The following is a 19,758-nucleotide window of genomic DNA, read 5'->3' as shown; positions in this document are numbered from 1 at the left end:
TTTTCGATAAGCACATTTATATCTTATTTTTGACATTCCACGGCTTATATAAATAAGCGGTGTGTTTAGTCGCCGTCATTTAGATATTGTCTCTGCCGATTAGGTTGTCTTGAATGTCGTTTTGAAAGCATTATATTAAATGCCCTAACTCAACTTGACAGCCTTGTACTGTGCATCTTATTACGTGGCAAGCTGGCAGCCTGCATGACATATCAACTGACCATGTCATATATGCTCATAAAGACTAAGCCTCTTGCTAACCCCATCAGGAAATTTATTACCTATGAGAGAGCACAAAAAAATCCCCCAAGTACTCGTCGATAAATTTCGCCGCAGACTCTACACCACTGAACATAAGGTGGGAGAAAATAATGTAAATATTCTCGGATTAGAACTACATAACCCTGTGTTTTTTGTCACCGCGCTTGCGGTCATTGCTTTTGTATTATTCACCCTATTGCTCCCCGATATTGCTAACTTATGGCTCAATGGCACCAAAAACTGGATAGTCAATAGTTTCGATTGGCTCTTTATTAGCGTGGCTAACATCATGGTGGCATTCTGTCTGCTACTCATTGTCTCACCCTATGGCAATATTCGCATTGGCGGTACCAATGCCACGCCCGACTTTAACCGAGGCTCATGGCTGGCTATGCTATTCGCTGCGGGAATGGGCATTGGCTTAATGTTTTGGAGTGTTGCTGAACCTTTAGCGTATGCTAGCGGTTGGGCAGGAACGCCACTGGGAGTTGAGGCAAACAGTCCCGAAGCCTTTAGAGCGGCAATGGGTGCGACGATGTATCATTGGGGACTACACCCATGGGCTATCTATGCAGTAGTAGGCTTGTCGTTGGCAATATTTGCCTATAATTTTCGCTTTCCTTTGACCATGCGTTCGATATTTTATCCCTTATTAAAAGAAAAAACCTGGGGGTGGCCGGGGCATGTTATTGATGTATTGGCCGTATTGGCCACTATCTTTGGCTTAGCGACCTCCCTCGGTCTTGGTGCCCAACAAGCGGCAAGTGGGCTGAACTACTTGTTTGGTTGGGACTTTGCAGGTAATACCCTTGAGATAATTATTATCATATTGGTCACAGGACTGGCAACTATCTCGGTGGCACGTGGTATTGATGGCGGGATAAAATTTTTAAGTAATGTCAATATGCTGGTGGCCGGATTGCTATTATTATTTGTCTTTTTTGCAGGAAATTCTCTAGGTCTTATCGGTAAGATAGCTGAAACAACCGTCGATTATGTCACTTATATTATTCCCTTATCTAATCCGATAGGGCGTACCGATAGTGACTTCTTCCATACTTGGACTGTATTTTATTGGGCGTGGTGGATCAGCTGGTCACCTTTCGTTGGTATGTTTATCGCACGAATCTCTAAAGGCCGTACCGTACGTGAATTCATCATTTCTGTCATGCTAGCACCAACTCTAGTCACTATTGTATGGATGACTGTATTTGGACAAACGGGTCTCAGTCAATATACCAACCAAGTTGGAGAATTGTCAGGCGGGGTTAGTAACGCCTCTCTGACCTTATTTCAGATGCTCGATAACTTACCATTGGCCATGATTACCTCATTAATTGCCATTATTTTAGTAATGGTGTTTTTTGTGACTTCATCAGATTCGGGCTCATTAGTCATTGATACGATTACTTCTGGAGGTAAGCTTGAATCCCCTATGTCTCAGCGCGTATTTTGGGCGATTGCCGAAGGCTGTATTGCGATTGCCTTACTTTATGGCGGTAGTACAGAAGCACTAAAAACTATCCAAGCAGGCTCCGTTAGTACCGGTCTGCCCTTCACTTTTCTCTTACTTGTGATGTGTGTCAGTTTATGGCTAGGGTTACGCCGTATTTATAAGGTTCGTGAGCAAATGCTTTCCGAATTAGAAAAGTACTAATATGTCTGTTTAAGAGTTATTACCTGACAGGCTATACAATTAAAAGGTTTTAACCTATTTAAACGTAAAAATCCCAGCTTCTAGTGAGCTGGGATTTTTTTGTAGCGATAAATTTTATATTGGCTAACAAAGACCTTACTGAGTTCTTAATCTTGGTTAGATTATTTTTAGTAAGTCTTAACCTTAAGCTTCTACATATAGACTACTATATATAAGCGTCTATGCATCAGTTTCTAAAGCCTTTATATGAGAGGCTTATCGCTAGCAATAATACCATTGTTATCGGCGTATACAAACATACCAGAGTTTAAGGTCAAATCACCAAAGCTAATCTCAATATCAGTCTGGCCTTCATCACGGCGGGTTGATTTGCGTGGAATACAACCAAGCGCCATCACTCCGATCTCCATCTGTGCCATATCATCGACATCACGGACACAGCCATAAACCACTACCCCAGCCCAGCCATTATCAATCGCCGTCTGCGCAATCATATCACCCAGTAGCGCGCAGCGCATTGATCCGCCACCATCGACGACCAATACTTTACCATCGCCATGTTTATCTTTGCCATCGCTATTTAATAGTGCTTTGACACGACTGTTATCTTCAAAGCATTTTACCGTCACAATCTCACCGCAAAACTTATCTTTGGCGCCGAAGCTATAAAATGATTTGCTTTCAATATTCGGCAAGCACACTTGCGACTCAGGATTGGCATCCAATAAATCGCAGGTTACAAAATTTTCTTTATTCATTGCTGTCGATTCTGACATAGTTACGCTCCTTATTACTAGCTATTAAGTATTGGTTAGTTGAGGTTTTTATATTTGAAGACTTATTTATAAGTGCTTATTTCTTTATTTAATTTGACACGAATACATGTCATTCAATTTCTTATACTTAGGCTATTTAGTATTTACAATGCAGTTGATAGCACATCCTAGCTTAATGTTTTACCCGTGTTATGGCAAGCATCTGCTTATTTTCGATAATATCAGTGCTATAAGGCGCAGATTCAGAGCGATACTTACTGCGCTCATAAATATCATGTGCGGTCATTGCCATAGCGCTTGCCACACGTTTTGCAGAAATGGGATGTAACGGTAATGATTCTGAAATCAAAGGTGAAATTAACTGAAAGGCTTTTTGACTGATACTTTCAAGGGGACGACCTTTGTGCTTACCCAGTAATAAAGAGGGGCGAAAAATGACTAACTGCGCAAATCCTAGCGCCATAATGGATTGCTCGGTCTCTGCTTTTACTCGATTGTACAAGAACCGACTGTCACTATCAGCGTTCATTGATGATAGTAAGAAAAAGTTCTCGACCCCTTTATCTCGGCATAACTTAGCAAAAGTGAGATTATAGATATGATCTACTTTTCGAAATGTTTCATCACTGCCTGCCTGCTTTTTGGTAGTGCCAAGACAGCTGAACGCATCAGCCGTGCGATCTGCGCCCACACTGGCAAACACTTCGGCTAAATTATCAAAATCATTGACCTGATAAAAGCGCATACTGGTATTAATATAACGTGGCGGACGCCGTGCAATTACAATCAAGGTGTCATAGAGCTCACTTAGCTGTTTAATAAGGTGTTGCCCTACCAATCCTGTCGCGCCAATTACGATTGCTTTTCGCTGCATAACTTGTCCATTTTTTATATTAATAAAATAATATTTTTATAGAATAATATCAGTTGATCCGCTATTGGTTAATACATAATCATCAGTAATGCCATTAATAATAACCAAACATAATACATCACTATCTATCATAGCGCTTAATATCATACTGCTTGGTTATTACTTATATTACCTTAGCAGTCCTATCAGCAAGACTAGTTCAGCAAGGGTATCAGTAAAGCTATAAGTTACGTTATAAATTATGCAATTGCCCATATTTATTGTAAGAAACTTTATTTATTATAAAAAACTTTGTCCGGTTGTCGGTTAACAAGTTACTTTCAATCGATAAAGTACAAACTCACACAACTACTTTACGCTTTAACTGTCAAACATATTGTCCTAAGCGCAATAATTTGTTAAGATAACCGCCTTTACACGCCGAGGCTGTTTAATTATTCCAAATAGTCGCGGCGCGAGCGATGACTTATTTATATTTGGCATCGATATCATATTTGACGAGACGGCTACTCGCCACTTATGATTGCTAAACCCATTATTACAATCGACATTCATATTTTTATCTGTTTTTTATCAAGGAGATCCGCGTGGCTAATACTGCACAAGCTCGTAAACGCGCCCGTCAAAACACCAAACGTCGTCAGAACTCTGCGTCACAACGCTCTATGGTTCGTACGTATCTGAAGCGTATTGATGCGGCTATCGCAGCTAAAGATTATGACGCAGCTACCGAAGCTTACAAAAAAGCGGTACCGGTTCTTGATCGTATGGCTGACAAAGGTATTATTCATAAGAATAAAGCGGCTCGTCGTAAGAGCCGCCTAAACAAAACAATCAAAGGCCTACAAGCTTAAGATTTGCTTTGTTTAGACCGTACGCATAAAAACCTTGTCCTAGTGGCAAGGTTTTTTTATGCTACTCTTGTTCGTATATAGATATTTAGGAGAGACTCAGTGGAATCAATGAATAAACGTGCAATCGTGATCGGTGGTTCGTTAGCTGGGTTGTTCTCAGGGACACTATTACGCTCTATCGGCTGGCAGGTAGATATTTACTGAGCGGTTCGTGTTTTACGACTTCCCAAACTCACATATTTTGGCCTATGTTATCCCCGGCGAAAACGAATCGCTGGTTCCAGGAAAACGTCGGTTTAACTGGGTTTGGTACGTTAATTACGACGAGAAAACAGAGCTACCTGATATACTTACTGACAAAAATGGTAGGCATAGAGCCAATTCCGTTCCGCCAGGGATGATGTCCTCTAATGTTGAGCAAGCAATGCGAGGCTACGCAAATCTTGTACTCGCTGATCCCTTTAAAAAATTAGTAGCCGCAACTAAAGAGCCTTTTGTACAGTCGATATTAGACTTGGCGGTGCCGCAGATGGTTTTCGATAGAATTGCGCTAATAGGAGACGCTGCTTTCATTCCTCGACCTCATACAGCAGCTGGTACGGCAAAAGCGGCGGCGAATGCTATCTCGCTGGTAGAGGCACTCATTGATCATAGCCACAACGTTCCTAAAGCTTTACAGGAATGGGAAATCAATCAGCTATCACATGGAATGCAATTATGGAAACATGGTCGCAGCTTGGGCGATCGTTCTCAGTTTTCTTATGGCAAAGGCCGAACAGAAGGATAGAAAGTGACGTCAGTTATGTCCACTTCACCTCTGGCGGTAGCAATAGCTTGCTAGAATGAAATCCAGCAGCACGGTAACCGTCTAGCAGAGTGCTGACTGGGCGGATATAAACCTCACCACGCCAGACAAAATGAGCATTAGCTTGATCAAAAGGCATCTCATCGAACCACAAAAACACCCCTTCCATCATCTTCGGCCAATCATTCCAATCAATTTCAAGCACATCGAGCATCACCGCTAAAAACGCAGACAATAAAGTATCATGGCTGACCGCCAGCATTAAATGACCTTGCTGAGGCTGATGTTGGTAGAACAGCGATAGTATATCTAGACCACCTTGGTAGGCGTTTTTGGTACCTTCAAGGTTGCCCTGTAAAAATCGATTGATAAAATTAAGCACACCAATCTCTTTGAATACCGCATTGGCAATCTCAGGCTCAGTGACTAAGCTACCTGGCTCAACCAATAGTGACTGATGGGTGATGTTGCGCCGTAGACCAGCACCTTCTTGCATCAGCTGCGCGGTATCGATACAACGTCCAATCGGGCTGGAAATGCTGTCGACATCGAGCGAATACGGTAGATGACCTGCCAACCAACGCCCCCAAGACTTCGCTAATACTCGACCTTTAGGAGTTAATGGCAATTGATAACTGGCGAAACCGTTACCATCAGAACGCTCCCGTAAGGAGTGTCTGGTAAATAAAATTAGGCGCTTATCATTAGGCAATAAGCTGACCGAAGACATCATGCTATCAGGCAGGTGCGAAGGTGCCGTTGCACTTGGACTATGCATCGCAAGTTTATCAGTCGGCAATTCAGGCTGGGGAGAATCGGTGTATTTACTCATGGGTGTCAGCGTAGCAGATTTTTTATCTAGAGTGAAAGAAATACAAGTTTGGTAGCAATAAAATCATTGGAAACAAAAATACAAGGTTAATAGAAGCCAATCAATTAACCAATATCGACTACTTTATCCCAAGCAAATTCTAGCGCCGTACTGCTAACTTCATTCGGATAAGCGCGCGGATTGACGATCACTCGAGTATTATTAATACGGTAATCAAACGCCTCATGCGTATGCCCATGGATCCATAACATAGGTGCCCATGGCTCGTGCATCCACGCGGATAAATCACTGACAAAGGCCGCATTACTCGGCAAAGTAGCATACTTCTCAGAAACAGATAACGGGCTGATACTATGATGGCTCATTACTATTGTTTTTTTTCCCAGTTGCTTTGCCGTTATTAAAGCTTGTTTTAACCATTGGCGATGCTGTGCATGCAGTTGCATGGACATCTCAGGCGAGAATAAATCGTCACCGACGTAGATTTGCTTATAATCACGCATAAAGCGTCTGGCCACTACCATAGTGTCTTCATTAGCTTGGTACTGATAATCAGTCCACAGCGTACAACCTAAGATGCGCACCTCTCCGATATCCATATGCTGACATTGGAGCACCCGAACGCCTTGGTTAGACACCTCATTATAGTTGTCCCATGTCGCCAGCTTATAGTCAAAATGCAGCACGTCTTCATTAAAGTACTCATGATTGCCAGCGATAGTAATGAGAGGTACCTGTAGACGTGCGGCTTGCTCTTGTAACCACGGCATACCACTATCACTATTAGCAGTGTCACCAGCCACCAAAACTAAGTCGGCATCGGTCTTAGGAATATGTCCCATTGGATGCGATTGTCTAGCATAGCTGTCTATGTGTAAGTCACTTACAATCTGTAATTTCATACTGTCCAATATTAATGATAAGAGGCAAATAAATCAAAGCATCTAGTGTAGCACCTATTTATCTGCCATTAAAAAGTTAAAAAAAAGACAACCTGTAAGCTGTCTTTTTTATTCGTATCCAAGAATATCTCTTTGTCACTAACAACGCTATATACTTTTAAAGTTAAATGTTTTTTAGAATCAAATGCCTTGAAGTATCTTTTGTAGTTTGGCTTCTGGGTCTAGTGCTTGAGTGATTGAGCGTCCAATGACCAGATAGTCTGCCCCTTCACTCAATGCCTGCTTGGGGGTACAGATACGCGTTTGGTCATCTGCGCTATCCTCTGGTAGACGAATACCAGGAGTTATTAGCTTGAAGTCGTCACCGCATAGTGCTTTAAGCGTTCGTGCCTCTTGTGCTGAGCACACCACACCATCGAGACCCGCTTGTTTGGTCAATTGCGCCAATCGGCTCACTTGCTCCTCTAAATTATTAGTGACACCAATCTGTGGTAGCACATCGTTGCCCATAGAGGTTAGTACGGTCACGGCTATCAGTAACGTCTCATAGTTACCTTCTAACAGTCGCTGCTTTGCCAATGACATGGCGGCACTACCTGCACTAGCATGCACATTGACCATCCATACGCCGAGCTCTGCGGCAGCCAATACGGCTTGCGCGGTAGTATTAGGTATATCATGAAATTTTAAATCTAGAAACACTTCAAATTGTCGTTGATGCAACGCTTGGACAATCGCAGGACCACAGCGAGTAAACAGCTCTTTGCCTACTTTTAATCGGCATAGACTAGGATCTAAACAATCAGCCAATGCCAATGCTTCACCCATTGTGAGATTGTCTAGCGCCACAATAACAGGAGAGGTTATTACTTTATTAGTCATGATTTCGCCACTTTGTATAAAAACATCATCTTAAAGTTGTTAAAAATTACACTGATAAACTGTTATGAGACTCAATCGCGCTTACGTTTGGTTAACACAGTAGGCTCGGAAGAATTACTCTCATTTAAGTAAGACTCCTTCATACCATCTTGTACTGCTTTTCCACTATAAACAGCGTCTTCTACAGTAGGCGCATTTGCTTGCCGATCAATGACGACGTTAGCCTGCTCAATTTGCTCTTGCAAGTTGGTGTTCAATTTTTGCAAACGAGAGATTTCCCATTTATTCTGTAGAACACGGAACATTAGCAATGCTAGCAATAGTCCAATAACGATACCTAATATCAGACAAAGTATCAGTAGCAACCCCAAGTTCATGGCAGGGGCTTGTGAAAATAGTAAGTTTACCCCGATTTCAGTGTTGTTCGCCAATACCAAACCAAGCGCATAAGCAAAACTTAAAAACAGTAACACAAACAGTAAAAAGCGCATTATGCTTATACCTCAGTTGTGAATAGACGTAGCCTATAATGGATAAAAGTAGCAATTGTAAAAGCTAGATTAAAAAGTAGCTATAGTCAGTTCAAAATAAAACAGGCACAGGACTACCGTTGTGCTACACAATATAAAATTTTATTAGCTCATTTACCAAAACTTCAACTATAAAAATTTTATGCATCAAGTTTTATAGTTGATTTTTTAAAAGATTTTACTCGTTATCCTGCTACTTTATCATTAACCGCTTCGCGTAACGCTTTACCCGGCTTAAAATGTGGGATGGCTTTGGCAGGTACGGGTACGCTTTCACCCGTTTTAGGGTTGCGCCCCATACGTGAACGGCGATGATGTAAACAAAAGCTACCGAACCCGCGAACCTCGACTCGGCCATCATTGGCTAAGGTATTTGCCATCAAATTTAATATTTCGCGTACGGCGTCATCAACGACCGTTTCGGTCATAGTGTCGCAGGTAGTACTCAAATTGTTAATAAATTCGGACTTATTAATCGCTTGCTGCATTATTACGCTGGCCTTGTTGATTGATGATTATTATAACTCTGAGCTAAATTTGATTTTCGATAATAGTTAAATTTAACGCTCTCTCTATAATGAACTAAAGAGAACTACAAAATTTTGCCATACTTAAACGTCTCTCAAAGCCATACATAAAAAGTATTTACACGAACATTATTTCATATGAATACCATTTTACATTCTGTTACTCAGCGTTGCAAATGATAGCGGATATTATTTTGAATAGAAATGGAAGTTTAAGCCTCTAGAAAAAAATATGCTATTGCTAATAACCGTATTAATATCAAAGTCTAACTGCAAAAAAAGCGACCGAAGTCGCTTTTTTATTATATTATTATCTGCTAAAAGCCAGCTACCAAAATAATTGGCTATTAAGAATCCGCAATTTACTGCATTTTCTCTTTAATCAAATCACCAATAGTTTTTGGCTGTGCATCAGATGAAGACGCTTGCGGAGCATTAGTATTGCTGCTACCCAAATCTTTAATCGCTTGACGCTCTTCAGCTTCATCTTTCGCTTTGATTGATAGGCTGATGTTACGTGTTTTGCGATCAACACTGATAATTTTAGCTTCAACATCATCACCAACAGTGAAGTGCTTAGTAGCATCTTCAACGCGATCACGCTGGATCTCAGAGGCACGTAAGTAAGCTTCAACTTCTTCAGCAAGCACAATCGTTGCACCTTTAGCGTCAACTTCTTTTACTTTACCATTAACAATAGCACCACGGTCATTGTTAACTAGGTATTCGTTGAATGGATCTGAAGTAAGTTGCTTAACGCCTAGACTGATGCGATTCGCTTCTGAATCTACAGACAATACCATTGCTTCTACGGTGTCGCCTTTGTTGTAGTTACGGATAGCATCTTCACCAGTTTCATTCCAAGAAATGTCTGATAAGTGAACTAAACCATCAATACCGCCATCTAGACCAATAAAGATACCAAAGTCAGTGATTGATTTGATCGTACCAGTGATTTTATCACCGCGCTCATGTTTCTTATCAAACTCATCCCATGGATTGGCTAGAGTCTGTTTGATACCTAAGCTAATACGGCGACGTTCTTCATCGATATCAAGAATCATCACTTCAACATCATCACCTACTTGAACAACTTTAGATGGATGGATGTTTTTGTTAGTGTGATCCATTTCAGATACGTGAACTAGACCTTCAATACCTTCAGAGATTTCAGCGAAACAACCGTAATCAGTCAAGTTGGTTACGCGAGCTTTAACAACACTACCGACTGGGTAAGTGGCGCCAACGTTATCCCAAGGATCAGTACCAAGCTGTTTTAGGCCTAGGCTAACGCGGTTGCGTTCACGGTCAAATTTCAATACTTTAACTTTTAAGTCTTGACCCACTTCTACTACTTCAGATGGATGCTTGATACGGCGCCATGCCATGTCAGTGATGTGCAACAGACCATCAATACCACCAAGATCAACGAATGCACCGTAATCAGTTAGGTTCTTAACGATACCTTCGATTTCGATACCTTCTTCAAGCTTGTTCAATAGCTCTTCGCGTTCAGCTGAGTTTTCAGCTTCCATAACGGCGCGACGGCTAACCACAACGTTGTTACGTTTTTGGTCAAGCTTGATGACTTTGAATTCTAGCTCTTTGCCTTCTAGATGCGTAGTATCACGGATAGGACGAACATCTACCAATGAGCCTGGTAAGAACGCGCGTACTGAACCCACGTCTACAGTAAAACCACCTTTTACTTTGCTAGAAATGATACCTTTTACAATCTCATTGTTGTCATAGATTTTTTCAAGGACATTCCACGTTTCGACGCGTTTGGCTTTTTCGCGTGACAGTAGGGTGTGACCCATACCGTTATCAACCGCTTCAACCACGACATCAACGCTATCGCCAACTTCTACTTCAAGCTCGCCTTCGTCGCTTAAAAACTCTTCACGAGCAACGATGCCTTCAGATTTCAGACCAGTGTCTACTGTGATCCAATCGCTATCGATGGCCACAACGATACCTGTAATAACCGAGCCACGCTCGATATCCAGACCCTGATTTTCAATACTTGCTTCAAATAGTTCAGCAAATGATTCCATTATATCTACCTTTGTATAGCCGTAGCCTGTCCAGCGCAGTACGGATCAAATTTATGAAGATATAAAACTCGATACTGGTTTTATATCTTATATCTTCATATAAAAAAACGTTTGTTGCTAATAAGCACGTTAATCAGAAAGCTCACTAGCAACAACTGTCTTTGTCTTTATAGTTTTATCAGTATAGTGACATCTTTAGAGCAACTATCATTTAACCGGTAACTTGTTCTAACCACTGTAATTTTACACTAAAAGCAGTAACCACAGGGATTTTTTAGTCCTTATTGTGTTGTTTTTATTAGCTATTAACAACAAATGCCTTTTGCTTGGCAGTAACTTTTTATTTGCTCATAGACTGTATTAGCATCTAATAGTGAGCTATCAATCAATAGGGCATCATCCGCAGGTTTTGATGGCGCTGTCGTACGATTTTCATCACGGTCATCGCGCGCTTTAATAGTCGTTAGAATCGCCTCAAAATCTGCCGTTTGGCCGGCATTTTTTAATTGAGTCACACGGCGCTGCGCCCGTGCTCTAACACTAGCAGTCAAAAATATCTTAGCGTCAGCATTGGGAAATACCACTGTTCCCATATCGCGACCATCTGCAACCAATCCCGAACGAGTCGCCATATCCTGCTGTAATTGAAGCAAAGTTTGGCGTACTTGTGGAAACACTGCCACTTGTGAGGCATAGCCGCCAACAGTCTCATTACGTACTTGCTCGCCTATGGCCACATCATTAACGACAATGTCAACGCGACCTGATTCTTCATTAGGCTCAAAGGCAATCTGTAAACCTTGGGTCAGCTGAATCAACGCGGCCTCATCAATAGACTGCTTGGCATCAGCAGTAAGCAGGCCTGCCTCAAACGCCTTTAGTCCAACAATACGATATAACGCACCTGAGTCTAATAACTGATAACCTAACGTCTGGGCCAAACGCCATGCTGCCGTGCCTTTGCCAGCGCCACTAGGCCCATCGATACAAATAACCGGATAACGCAATGGCTGCGCTTGGCTATCAGTATCGTTCAATTCGGACGGCGACGTAGAAGCGGTCATATTAGTTGCTTATATTTAAATGGCTATATTCAATTGCTTATACATTAACACTTATTTGACAGCGTATTTTTACATAGCCAAATAGGGCGGTATTATAGCAAATAATCTATGCTATCACTAGCGCTGTGGTTAATATCTTATTTATTAGTGAATATTAAACACATCCTAAATAAATTATAAAAGACTCTCTTTATTTCTCTTAGCTACTTGCCGACGTTGCCTAAAAAAGGCCTTCAGCATCTGACTACTGTGATCAGCACACAAACCTTGGTGGGTTTTAATCTGGTGATTATAAAATGGCTGTGTGGGTAAATTCATTTGACTTCCCACCATACCTGCCCGAGGCTCACTTGCGGCATATACTAGCCTATCGACGCGCGCATGAATCAACGCACCGACACACATGGTACACGGCTCTAAGGTAACATATAGCGTGGTCTGTAGCGGTAAACGGTAATTATTTAAGCGCAGGCAGGCGTCTCTTAACGCTATAATTTCGGCATGAGCAGTCGCATCATGGCGACCGATTGGCTCATTAAAGCCACTACCGATAACCATATCGTCATGTACCAATACCGCCCCTACTGGTACTTCGCCGCACTCTGCACCTTGCTTTGCCAATACTAACGCATACCTCATCCATTGAACATCTTGGAGTGACCAAAATTTGCTGGTCGTTAGCTGCTGACTTGTCAGCTGATGAGGCTGTAAATTCATAGTTGGTATAGTCATCATTTACTGTGGCAACTGCCAATCAATAGCCGTTTTGCCATATTGTCTCAGATAATCATTGGTTTTGGAAAATGGCTTTGAACCAAAGAATCCACCACGATTGGCCGCCAGTGGTGAGGGATGCACAGCCGTTAAAATCAGATGTTTATCAGTATCGATATATTTACCTTTCTTTTGCGCTTTGCTGCCCCACAGAATAAATACGGTGTGCTCTGTTTGTTGATTAATAATGTCAATGACAGCGTCGGTAAATTGCTCCCATCCTTTATTTTGATGACTGTTTGGCTCGCCTTCACTGACAGTTAGTGAGCTATTTAATAACAATACGCCTTGCTGCGCCCAATAGGTCAAATCACCGTGGGCTGAGTAACTGGTGTCAATATCAGTAGCCATTTCTTTAAGCACATTATTCAGTGATGGTGGCTTAGGAATCGTTTTCGGTACTGAAAATGACAGCCCCATCGCCTGCCCTGGACGATGATAAGGATCTTGACCTAAAATAACGACTTTAACATGTGATAAAGGCGTTAGATTGAAGGCATTAAACATCAAAGGGGCTGGCGGATAAATACTGTCATTCGATTGATAGGCTGCCTTTAAAAATGCTCGGAGATCATCCATATTATTGGACGTCAGCTCATCTGTTAGTGCTAATTTCCAATCTTCTGGCAAACGTACATTATCTAAGATAGCTTGTTTTTGCTCAGCCGTTTTCTCAGTTGTCATGTTCTCTGCCTGCTCATCATTAAATAATTGCATGGGTATGTCGCCTCTTTTTTAGTTGCTTTTTAGTTATTTATAATTGGTTTAACGCACATCAAAACATTATTTTAATAGAACCACTACTCAAATAATGATGGTAGCAAAAAAAGACGTTACATTTCATTATAAAAGGTTAGTAAGCATATAAACATCGGCTAAATGTCAGCGAAAAAAAACGGCTGCCATAGCAACCGTTTTTATTTATACCAATATTCAGTTCAGGGTTATTCATGTCAATTAGCTAAACAGCTTATGACTAACTAACTTAGCTTGCCACTGATTCAGAGTCTGAGCGCGGCTCGTAGGTCTCAACGACTGTCAATATAATACGACTGTCCGTTGAGCCTTTATCGCTTTGCATATTGCCACTCTGGGCGGTAGAAGACTTTTTATCGATAGAAATGCTGTTAGATTCGGTATCAGCGTCAATATCTTGCGGCTCTAGAGTAAGATGTACTACCCCGCCATTGACCAATTCACCAAACAAAATCATACCTGCCAGCGGTTTTTTAATCTCATCTTGAATCAGACGCTGCATGGGACGGGCCCCCATCAGACGGTCATAGCCCTTTTCAGCTAAATAATCACGTACTTCATCATCAATTTCTAAAGTCACTTGCTTATCATCAAGCTGGACTTGTAGCTCAACCAAGAACTTATCAACCACTGATACCACTACTGAAGTATCTAGCACATTAAACTGAATGATTGCATCCAAACGGTTACGGAATTCAGGACTAAAGACGCGCTTGAGTGACTCATTGTTATCACGACTATGATCTTGCTGGGTAAAGCCCATAGAGGAGCGGCTGATACTGTCAGCACCAACGTTAGTAGTCATAATGACAACAACTTGTTTAAAGCTAGCCACTCGGCCATTATTATCAGTCAGCGTGCCATGGTCCATCACTTGTAATAGTAAGTTAAAGACATCAGGATGCGCTTTTTCAATCTCATCAAACAGTAATACGCAATGAGGATGCTGATTAATCTTTTCGGTAAGCAAACCACCTTGGTCATAACCAACATAGCCTGGAGGCGCACCAATCAAACGTGAGGCGGTATGCGCTTCCATGTACTCTGACATATCAAAGCGCACTAGCTCAACCCCTAACAAACTGGCTAGCTGGCGCGATACTTCTGTCTTACCAACCCCTGTTGGACCTGCAAACATAAAGGAACCAATTGGCTTCTCCGGTGCTTTAAGACCCGCACGGGATAACTTAATGGCATCGGACAAGGTCGCAATCGCTTCGTCTTGACCAAAGACTAAGCGTTTCAAGTCGCGATCTAGATGTTCAAGAACATTCTTATCATCGCTTGAAATCGACTTGGGTGGAATACGCGCTAACTTAGCAACAATAGCTTCAATATCTGCCACGTCAATTTTCATTGGTGGTTTTTTGTCTTTAGCCTTTTGAAAGTTAGTAGCCTTAGACTTATCACTGGCTTTAGCAGCTACAGCTTCATCTTGCATTTCGTTATCAGTGCCATCAACCTCGTTGGTGTCTGTATCGATTTGCTCGTCAAAATCCTGCTCCAAATCAGCAATTAAACTGTCTTCAGCATTGATGTCATCAGCATCAGGAATAACTCCCAGGCGTTTATACGCACCGGCCTCGTCGATGACGTCAATAGCCTTATCCGGTAAGAAACGCTCGTGGATATGCTTAGACGACAGCTGTACCGCACTGATTAGAGCTTCATCGGTATACGCGACATTATGGAACTCTTCATAACGTGGTTTAAGACCGCGTAAGATATCGATGCTCTCATCAATACTAGGTTCTTTGACATCAATTTTTTGAAAGCGGCGTGATAACGCATGATCTTTTTCAAACACCTGACGATATTCTGTAAAGGTGGTTGAACCCACACAGCGTAGCTCACCATTAGCAAGCGCCGGTTTAATTAAATTAGACACATCCATATTACTGCTCATGGATGAGCCTGCCCCAATAATCATATGAATCTCATCAATAAATAAGATCGCATTGGGTTTATTCTTCAGTGCATCAAGCAGCGCCTTCATACGTTTTTCGAAGTCACCACGATATTTCGTACCTGCAATCAGGGCGCCAATATCTAAGCTATAAATCACGCAACCATTAAGTGGTTTTGGCGCTTTATCATTGATAATTAACCAGGCTAAACCTTCAGCAATCGAGGTTTTACCAACGCCCGGCTCACCGACTAATAGCGGGTTGTTTTTACGTCGGCGGCACAATACTTGCGCTGCACGCTCAATTTCAGGACCACGCCCAATGAGCGGATCAGTCTTACCTTCCGCTGCACGCTGGTTGAGGTTACTGGCAAATTCTACTAATGGGTCCTTGCTGGTCTTTTCAGAAGCACTACGACGCTCACCAGTTATAGAAGCGCGTGGCTCAGATGGCTCCTCTTTGTCTTGCCCATGAGACAGATATTGGGTCAGCTCAAGGCGGCTGATACCTTGCTTTTTCAGCAAATAAACGGCGTAGGTATCATGCTCTGAGAACATAGACACTAAAATATCTGAGCCCTCGACCAAACGGCCACCGCCGATAGATTGCACATGGAAGATTGCCCGTTGCAAGATACGATCAAAGCTTTGGGTAGGCTGCGGCGACTGCTCTATATCGACATCTACCGTTGGCGTGTGCTTATTAATATAAGCTTCAAGCTCGGTACGCAAATTTGAGACATTAGCATTGCAGGCAGTCAAAGTATTGGCAGCATGAGTGTTCTCTAGCAGTGCCAGTAACAAGTGCTCAACAGTCAGATATTCATGTGATTTTTGACGCGCAAGCGTCATGGCTAGACGCAAGGAGACTTCAAGATGACGACTTAACATAACGAATTCCTACGGTTATACATATCTTTAGGATTTAATAGCTTAATGAGTAAATCAGGGCGACAAGTGGATTGTTCAAGTCGGATAACAGTGCGCTATCACTAATAAGTAACACATAAACAGGTAACAATAATTGGTCAGCAACGGTTAACACGAAACAATTGTCATAAAACGGTTTACGTCAGCTGTAATTCATCTCAACATGATAAGCACGCATAGTCAATCTATTAACACGTACTAAAATGTATCAAATAATACCGCAAACATAAAGTTAATGGCGCAGCAGAAGTAACTTTAAAATCCGGTTGAATGAATAGAAAGGTTAATAGTAAAAAACAGCAATAGAAGGACAACCATGAGGATATATAAAAACAAAGGTTTTGAACAATACGTGTCCCATTTAATATTTGCGAATACTTGATTCGCTATATATATATAGGGATACTTAAGAAAAAAATCAAGGTCAAAATAGAGAGTCAAAAGCAGATTTAGATGTTTTGATACAGTAGGATTTATACAAAAATGTATTAGAAAAACAGTTTATAACACTTGGATAATTATTGTTAAGATCGGCTTATTGGAGTGACACGGTCAGAGAAAAGGGCAAAAGTATAATATTCAAATAACAATGAAACGAGTGGCCCTATTCACCTTGATGTGGCTCGATCTGGGTAAGTAGCGGATAGCCTTCACGGTGGGCTAGACTGTTAACCTTTTTTGCTTTGGTCTCAGCAATATCTTTAGGGTAGATACCTGCGATACCTTTGCTATTATTATGAATAGTTAGCATAACTTCAACGGCTGAATCAATGCTATGACGGAATTCTGACTGCAAAATGTAAACCACAAACTCCATTGGCGTATAGTTATCGTTATACATAACTACCGCGTACATTGGCGGTTTTGCCACTTCCGGTTCCTCCACCATGACGTCTGCTTGCGGCGTGGTTTCGCCATCAGGGTCACTATCTTGCGCACGATGAACAGGCACATTTGGGAAGTGCCAATCAAAAACAACGGGTTTAGCTTGTGATAATATTTGTTTCATCATAATCAAAGTATAAACTAAAAGGTCAGCTAACAATAAAAGAGAGACTATCAGGTATAAAAGTGATAGGTAAAAAATACGGCGAAGCGGTTGTTAAAAGTAAAGCAGTTATTACCAATCAAACAGTCACTGGAAATTGAATGGTTATTCAGAAGCAATGGGGCTTTTATCAGCTTCAGGTAGATCTAAAAGCGACAGCGGCATGTTATCGACCATAGCACCAAGTTTCCAATCATACAATTGTTCCACTTCCTGATCGCCTGCCTTTAAAATGAGCTTAATTTGTAGCGGCTTAAAGCCTGACGGCATTACAAAGCGTCCACGAATGCGTTCAATGCCTTCAATAGCATAACGAGCAGGATCTAGCGGCACTTCTACGAAATCATCATCGTTTAGCAGAGTTAAGCTGACCGTTAGATTCTTTGCTTGCCCATCACTACTGAGCATACCAATATCGAAACCATACTCAAAAGTGTTCTCAGGTAATGGTTCAATCTTAGCGCCAAGTATCTGTAACGGCATGCCGCCTTTATCACTAATCACACTGGCATATAGCCCATTGAGCTGTGTGACTTGCTCATTTTCAACTTTTAGGGCTTGCTGAGTCTGACGTAGATCATCTAAATTTGCCAAACTGATCGTTAACTCTTGTTTGGCAGTCGCCGCTTGATTCGTCGACATCTTATGACTTAAGCGCAAATCGGTGAGCTCTTTGTTCGCTTGCTCACTATCTATAGTGGCTTGTTTTGTCTCGGATTGCATCGAATAGTAGCCACTCTGATAGCCAAGCTTGTGACCAAACATCAATCCAACAGCAGCAGTCACTAATATCACTATTACAAAGAGCGCCAATACCAACGTCGACGCGCCTTGTTGTTTGCCAACTATACAGTTTTTAATACTATTGTGACTATTTATAATGTTATCTATGCTTTGATAAGAAGACAGTGGTCCACGCTCAGAATCGTCTGATGCAGAAGCTTGGCACGATGAACTTGCTGCCTGCAAGCGCAAGCGGTGGGCAGTCTTAACAAGCATCTAGAAGGCATCTCTTAACAGTAAGGGGATGTATTATAGCGGAATTTAGAATCAATACCTAGCACCGTAAATACGAATAACCGAATAGTAAAGGTTTAGTGATAAAGTTTAGGCTATAGGTACATGTGAAATAGTGTCCATAGAATACTATTAACTAAAAGACGTTAAAGGTCAATCATTCATGGAACGTTTAAGGAACGTCCGAGAAACATTTAGGGAACAACAGGCGCAAAATTTAATCCTAAGGTCTCATCAAGACCAAACATAACATTCATGTTTTGTACTGCTTGCCCCGCCGCCCCTTTTACTAAATTATCTTGTACCACCAAGACGGTCAGCTCAGCACGCGCGTTATCTTGGTGCACTGCTATACGTAAACGGTTGCTGGCACGGACACTACGGGTATCAGGATAAATACCGCTTGGCATCACATCAATAAACACTTCTGAGGCATAACTGGTCTCAAATTCGTGTTGCCAGTCGATATCAGCGCCCGCTTCGGTCAGCTCCATATGAATAGAGCTGAACATACCGCGTATCATCGGTACTAAATGCGGTAAAAAACGAACACGCTGGGTAAACTGGCTATTTAATAATTGCGCAATGCCCTGCTCAATTTCCGGCAAGTGACGATGACCCGTCACCCCATAAGCTTTAAAATTATCCGTAGTTTCCGCATAATTAAGCGCAATACTTGCTTGGCGACCAGCACCTGATACGCCAGACTTGGCATCAATAACAATCCGTGAGTCAATTAGGCGCGTTGCTTGCTTGTTTTGTGCCTCAATAATAGGTTTTAGTCCTAAAATAGCAGTGGTAGGGTAACAACCGGGGTTGCCTACCAACAAAGCGTTTGCAAGCTTATCACGATTGATTTCTGGTAAACCATAAACGGCGGTTTTTAATAGCTCAGGACAAGCATGCGGCTGTTGATACCATTGTTCAAACTCAGTCAATGATTGCAGACGAAAATCAGCGGCTAAATCAATGACTCTAACACCCGCTTGGGTCAGCGCCTCTGCTTGCTTCATCGCCACCCCATGAGGCGTGGCAAAGAATACTACATCGCAATGCTGTAGCGCGGCGAGCGTATCATCACCTAAGTCACTAAAGACCAAATCTGAGATACCGCGCAAGCTTGAAAATATCTCATCAGCACGCGTTCCTGCCTCACTACGCGAGGTTAGCAAATCAATAGACACTTCAGGGTGGGCAGACAGTAAGCGAATAAGCTCAATACCTGTGTACCCCGTTCCACCGACAATCGCTGCTGAAATCATAAAATATCCTTTTTTGCTCAGTAAACACTAAATATATAAATACT

At 41.9% G+C, this 19,758-nt stretch carries 18 protein-coding genes; 3 read left to right on the top strand and 15 right to left on the bottom strand.

What is annotated here, in order from left to right; translation table 11 throughout:
• Window positions 1-283: 283 nt before the first annotated feature.
• Window positions 284-1,918: a BCCT family transporter gene (locus tag U1P77_RS02650; protein WP_321155868.1), complete on the top strand. Its 1,635-nt coding sequence runs from the start codon at window positions 284-286 to the stop codon at window positions 1,916-1,918.
• A 242-nt stretch (window positions 1,919-2,160) separates the two neighbouring features.
• On the opposite strand, the gene rraA is transcribed toward U1P77_RS02650, so the two are convergent.
• Together rraA and U1P77_RS02640 are read right to left on the bottom strand one after the other, a co-directional pair.
• Window positions 2,161-2,676: a ribonuclease E activity regulator RraA gene (rraA, locus tag U1P77_RS02645; RefSeq protein ID WP_321156590.1), complete on the bottom strand. Its 516-nt coding sequence runs from the start codon at window positions 2,674-2,676 to the stop codon at window positions 2,161-2,163.
• Between the two features lie 190 nt (window positions 2,677-2,866).
• Complete coding sequence (locus tag U1P77_RS02640; protein WP_321155867.1) at window positions 2,867-3,568, bottom strand: NAD-dependent epimerase/dehydratase family protein; 702 nt, start codon at window positions 3,566-3,568, stop codon at window positions 2,867-2,869.
• 587 nt (window positions 3,569-4,155) lie between these two features.
• Here U1P77_RS02640 and rpsT point away from each other — a divergent pair.
• Together rpsT and U1P77_RS02630 are read left to right on the top strand one after the other, a co-directional pair.
• Window positions 4,156-4,422 (top strand): 30S ribosomal protein S20, encoded by a 267-nt coding sequence (gene rpsT / locus U1P77_RS02635; protein WP_201558851.1) that lies wholly within the window; start codon window positions 4,156-4,158, stop codon window positions 4,420-4,422.
• 211 nt (window positions 4,423-4,633) lie between these two features.
• The gene (locus tag U1P77_RS02630) at window positions 4,634-5,209 is read left to right on the top strand and encodes an FAD binding domain-containing protein (protein ID WP_414479033.1); all 576 of its coding nucleotides are present in this window, start codon (window positions 4,634-4,636) and stop codon (window positions 5,207-5,209) included.
• A 13-nt stretch (window positions 5,210-5,222) separates the two neighbouring features.
• Here U1P77_RS02630 and U1P77_RS02625 read toward each other — a convergent pair whose 3' ends face one another.
• From U1P77_RS02625 to argC, 13 genes are all read right to left on the bottom strand, one after another.
• A complete protein-coding gene (locus U1P77_RS02625; protein WP_321155865.1) occupies window positions 5,223-6,059 on the bottom strand; it encodes a histidine phosphatase family protein in 837 nt (278 codons plus the stop codon).
• 104 nt (window positions 6,060-6,163) lie between these two features.
• The gene (locus U1P77_RS02620; protein ID WP_321155864.1) at window positions 6,164-6,961 is read right to left on the bottom strand and encodes a metallophosphoesterase; all 798 of its coding nucleotides are present in this window, start codon (window positions 6,959-6,961) and stop codon (window positions 6,164-6,166) included.
• Between the two features lie 180 nt (window positions 6,962-7,141).
• On the bottom strand, window positions 7,142-7,843 hold the full coding sequence (gene pyrF / locus U1P77_RS02615; RefSeq protein WP_321155863.1) for an orotidine-5'-phosphate decarboxylase: 702 nt from the start codon (window positions 7,841-7,843) through the stop codon (window positions 7,142-7,144).
• Window positions 7,844-7,914: 71 nt separating this feature from the next.
• Complete coding sequence (locus U1P77_RS02610) at window positions 7,915-8,334, bottom strand: lipopolysaccharide assembly protein LapA domain-containing protein (RefSeq protein WP_321155862.1); 420 nt, start codon at window positions 8,332-8,334, stop codon at window positions 7,915-7,917.
• Between the two features lie 224 nt (window positions 8,335-8,558).
• Window positions 8,559-8,861, bottom strand: a complete 303-nt coding sequence (locus tag U1P77_RS02605) for an integration host factor subunit beta (protein WP_201558935.1) — start codon at window positions 8,859-8,861, stop codon at window positions 8,559-8,561.
• Between the two features lie 401 nt (window positions 8,862-9,262).
• Entirely contained in the window at window positions 9,263-10,960 is a 1,698-nt protein-coding gene (gene rpsA, locus U1P77_RS02600) for a 30S ribosomal protein S1 (RefSeq protein ID WP_201558940.1), read from the bottom strand.
• Window positions 10,961-11,262: 302 nt separating this feature from the next.
• Window positions 11,263-12,021 carry a (d)CMP kinase gene (gene cmk, locus U1P77_RS02595; protein ID WP_321155861.1) on the bottom strand — a complete coding sequence of 253 codons (759 nt, stop codon included), beginning with the start codon at window positions 12,019-12,021 and terminating at the stop codon, window positions 11,263-11,265.
• Between the two features lie 174 nt (window positions 12,022-12,195).
• Window positions 12,196-12,738, bottom strand: coding sequence for a tRNA adenosine(34) deaminase TadA (tadA, locus tag U1P77_RS02590; protein WP_321155860.1), 543 nt, complete (start codon window positions 12,736-12,738; stop codon window positions 12,196-12,198).
• An 18-nt stretch (window positions 12,739-12,756) separates the two neighbouring features.
• Window positions 12,757-13,512, bottom strand: a complete 756-nt coding sequence (locus U1P77_RS02585; protein WP_321155859.1) for a uracil-DNA glycosylase — start codon at window positions 13,510-13,512, stop codon at window positions 12,757-12,759.
• 268 nt (window positions 13,513-13,780) lie between these two features.
• Window positions 13,781-16,348 carry an ATP-dependent Clp protease ATP-binding subunit ClpA gene (gene clpA, locus U1P77_RS02580; protein ID WP_321155858.1) on the bottom strand — a complete coding sequence of 856 codons (2,568 nt, stop codon included), beginning with the start codon at window positions 16,346-16,348 and terminating at the stop codon, window positions 13,781-13,783.
• 643 nt (window positions 16,349-16,991) lie between these two features.
• Complete coding sequence (locus U1P77_RS02575) at window positions 16,992-17,399, bottom strand: ATP-dependent Clp protease adaptor ClpS (protein ID WP_321155857.1); 408 nt, start codon at window positions 17,397-17,399, stop codon at window positions 16,992-16,994.
• A 141-nt stretch (window positions 17,400-17,540) separates the two neighbouring features.
• The gene (locus tag U1P77_RS02570; RefSeq protein ID WP_321155856.1) at window positions 17,541-18,434 is read right to left on the bottom strand and encodes a hypothetical protein; all 894 of its coding nucleotides are present in this window, start codon (window positions 18,432-18,434) and stop codon (window positions 17,541-17,543) included.
• Window positions 18,435-18,646: 212 nt separating this feature from the next.
• Window positions 18,647-19,714 carry an N-acetyl-gamma-glutamyl-phosphate reductase gene (argC, locus tag U1P77_RS02565; protein WP_321155855.1) on the bottom strand — a complete coding sequence of 356 codons (1,068 nt, stop codon included), beginning with the start codon at window positions 19,712-19,714 and terminating at the stop codon, window positions 18,647-18,649.
• Between the last annotated feature and the right edge of the window lie 44 nt (window positions 19,715-19,758).

The organism is Psychrobacter sp. LV10R520-6 (assembly GCF_900182925.1).
Taxonomy (GTDB): domain Bacteria; phylum Pseudomonadota; class Gammaproteobacteria; order Pseudomonadales; family Moraxellaceae; genus Psychrobacter.
Note: the sequence above shows the minus strand (reverse complement) of the source record. Positions and strands in the feature narration are given on the sequence as shown.

Coding starts and splice junctions, on each gene's coding strand:
- U1P77_RS02650 (WP_321155868.1), top strand. CDS start 284: ATGAGAGAGCACAAAAAAATCCCCCAAGTACTCGTCGATAAATTTCGC.
- rraA (WP_321156590.1), bottom strand. CDS start 2,676: ATGAATAAAGAAAATTTTGTAACCTGCGATTTATTGGATGCCAATCCT.
- U1P77_RS02640 (WP_321155867.1), bottom strand. CDS start 3,568: ATGCAGCGAAAAGCAATCGTAATTGGCGCGACAGGATTGGTAGGGCAA.
- U1P77_RS02625 (WP_321155865.1), bottom strand. CDS start 6,059: ATGAGTAAATACACCGATTCTCCCCAGCCTGAATTGCCGACTGATAAA.
- U1P77_RS02620 (WP_321155864.1), bottom strand. CDS start 6,961: ATGAAATTACAGATTGTAAGTGACTTACACATAGACAGCTATGCTAGA.
- pyrF (WP_321155863.1), bottom strand. CDS start 7,843: ATGACTAATAAAGTAATAACCTCTCCTGTTATTGTGGCGCTAGACAAT.
- U1P77_RS02610 (WP_321155862.1), bottom strand. CDS start 8,334: ATGCGCTTTTTACTGTTTGTGTTACTGTTTTTAAGTTTTGCTTATGCG.
- U1P77_RS02605 (WP_201558935.1), bottom strand. CDS start 8,861: ATGCAGCAAGCGATTAATAAGTCCGAATTTATTAACAATTTGAGTACT.
- cmk (WP_321155861.1), bottom strand. CDS start 12,021: ATGACCGCTTCTACGTCGCCGTCCGAATTGAACGATACTGATAGCCAA.
- tadA (WP_321155860.1), bottom strand. CDS start 12,738: ATGAATTTACAGCCTCATCAGCTGACAAGTCAGCAGCTAACGACCAGC.
- U1P77_RS02585 (WP_321155859.1), bottom strand. CDS start 13,512: ATGCAATTATTTAATGATGAGCAGGCAGAGAACATGACAACTGAGAAA.
- clpA (WP_321155858.1), bottom strand. CDS start 16,348: ATGTTAAGTCGTCATCTTGAAGTCTCCTTGCGTCTAGCCATGACGCTT.
- U1P77_RS02575 (WP_321155857.1), bottom strand. CDS start 17,399: ATGATGAAACAAATATTATCACAAGCTAAACCCGTTGTTTTTGATTGG.
- U1P77_RS02570 (WP_321155856.1), bottom strand. CDS start 18,434: ATGCTTGTTAAGACTGCCCACCGCTTGCGCTTGCAGGCAGCAAGTTCA.
- argC (WP_321155855.1), bottom strand. CDS start 19,714: ATGATTTCAGCAGCGATTGTCGGTGGAACGGGGTACACAGGTATTGAG.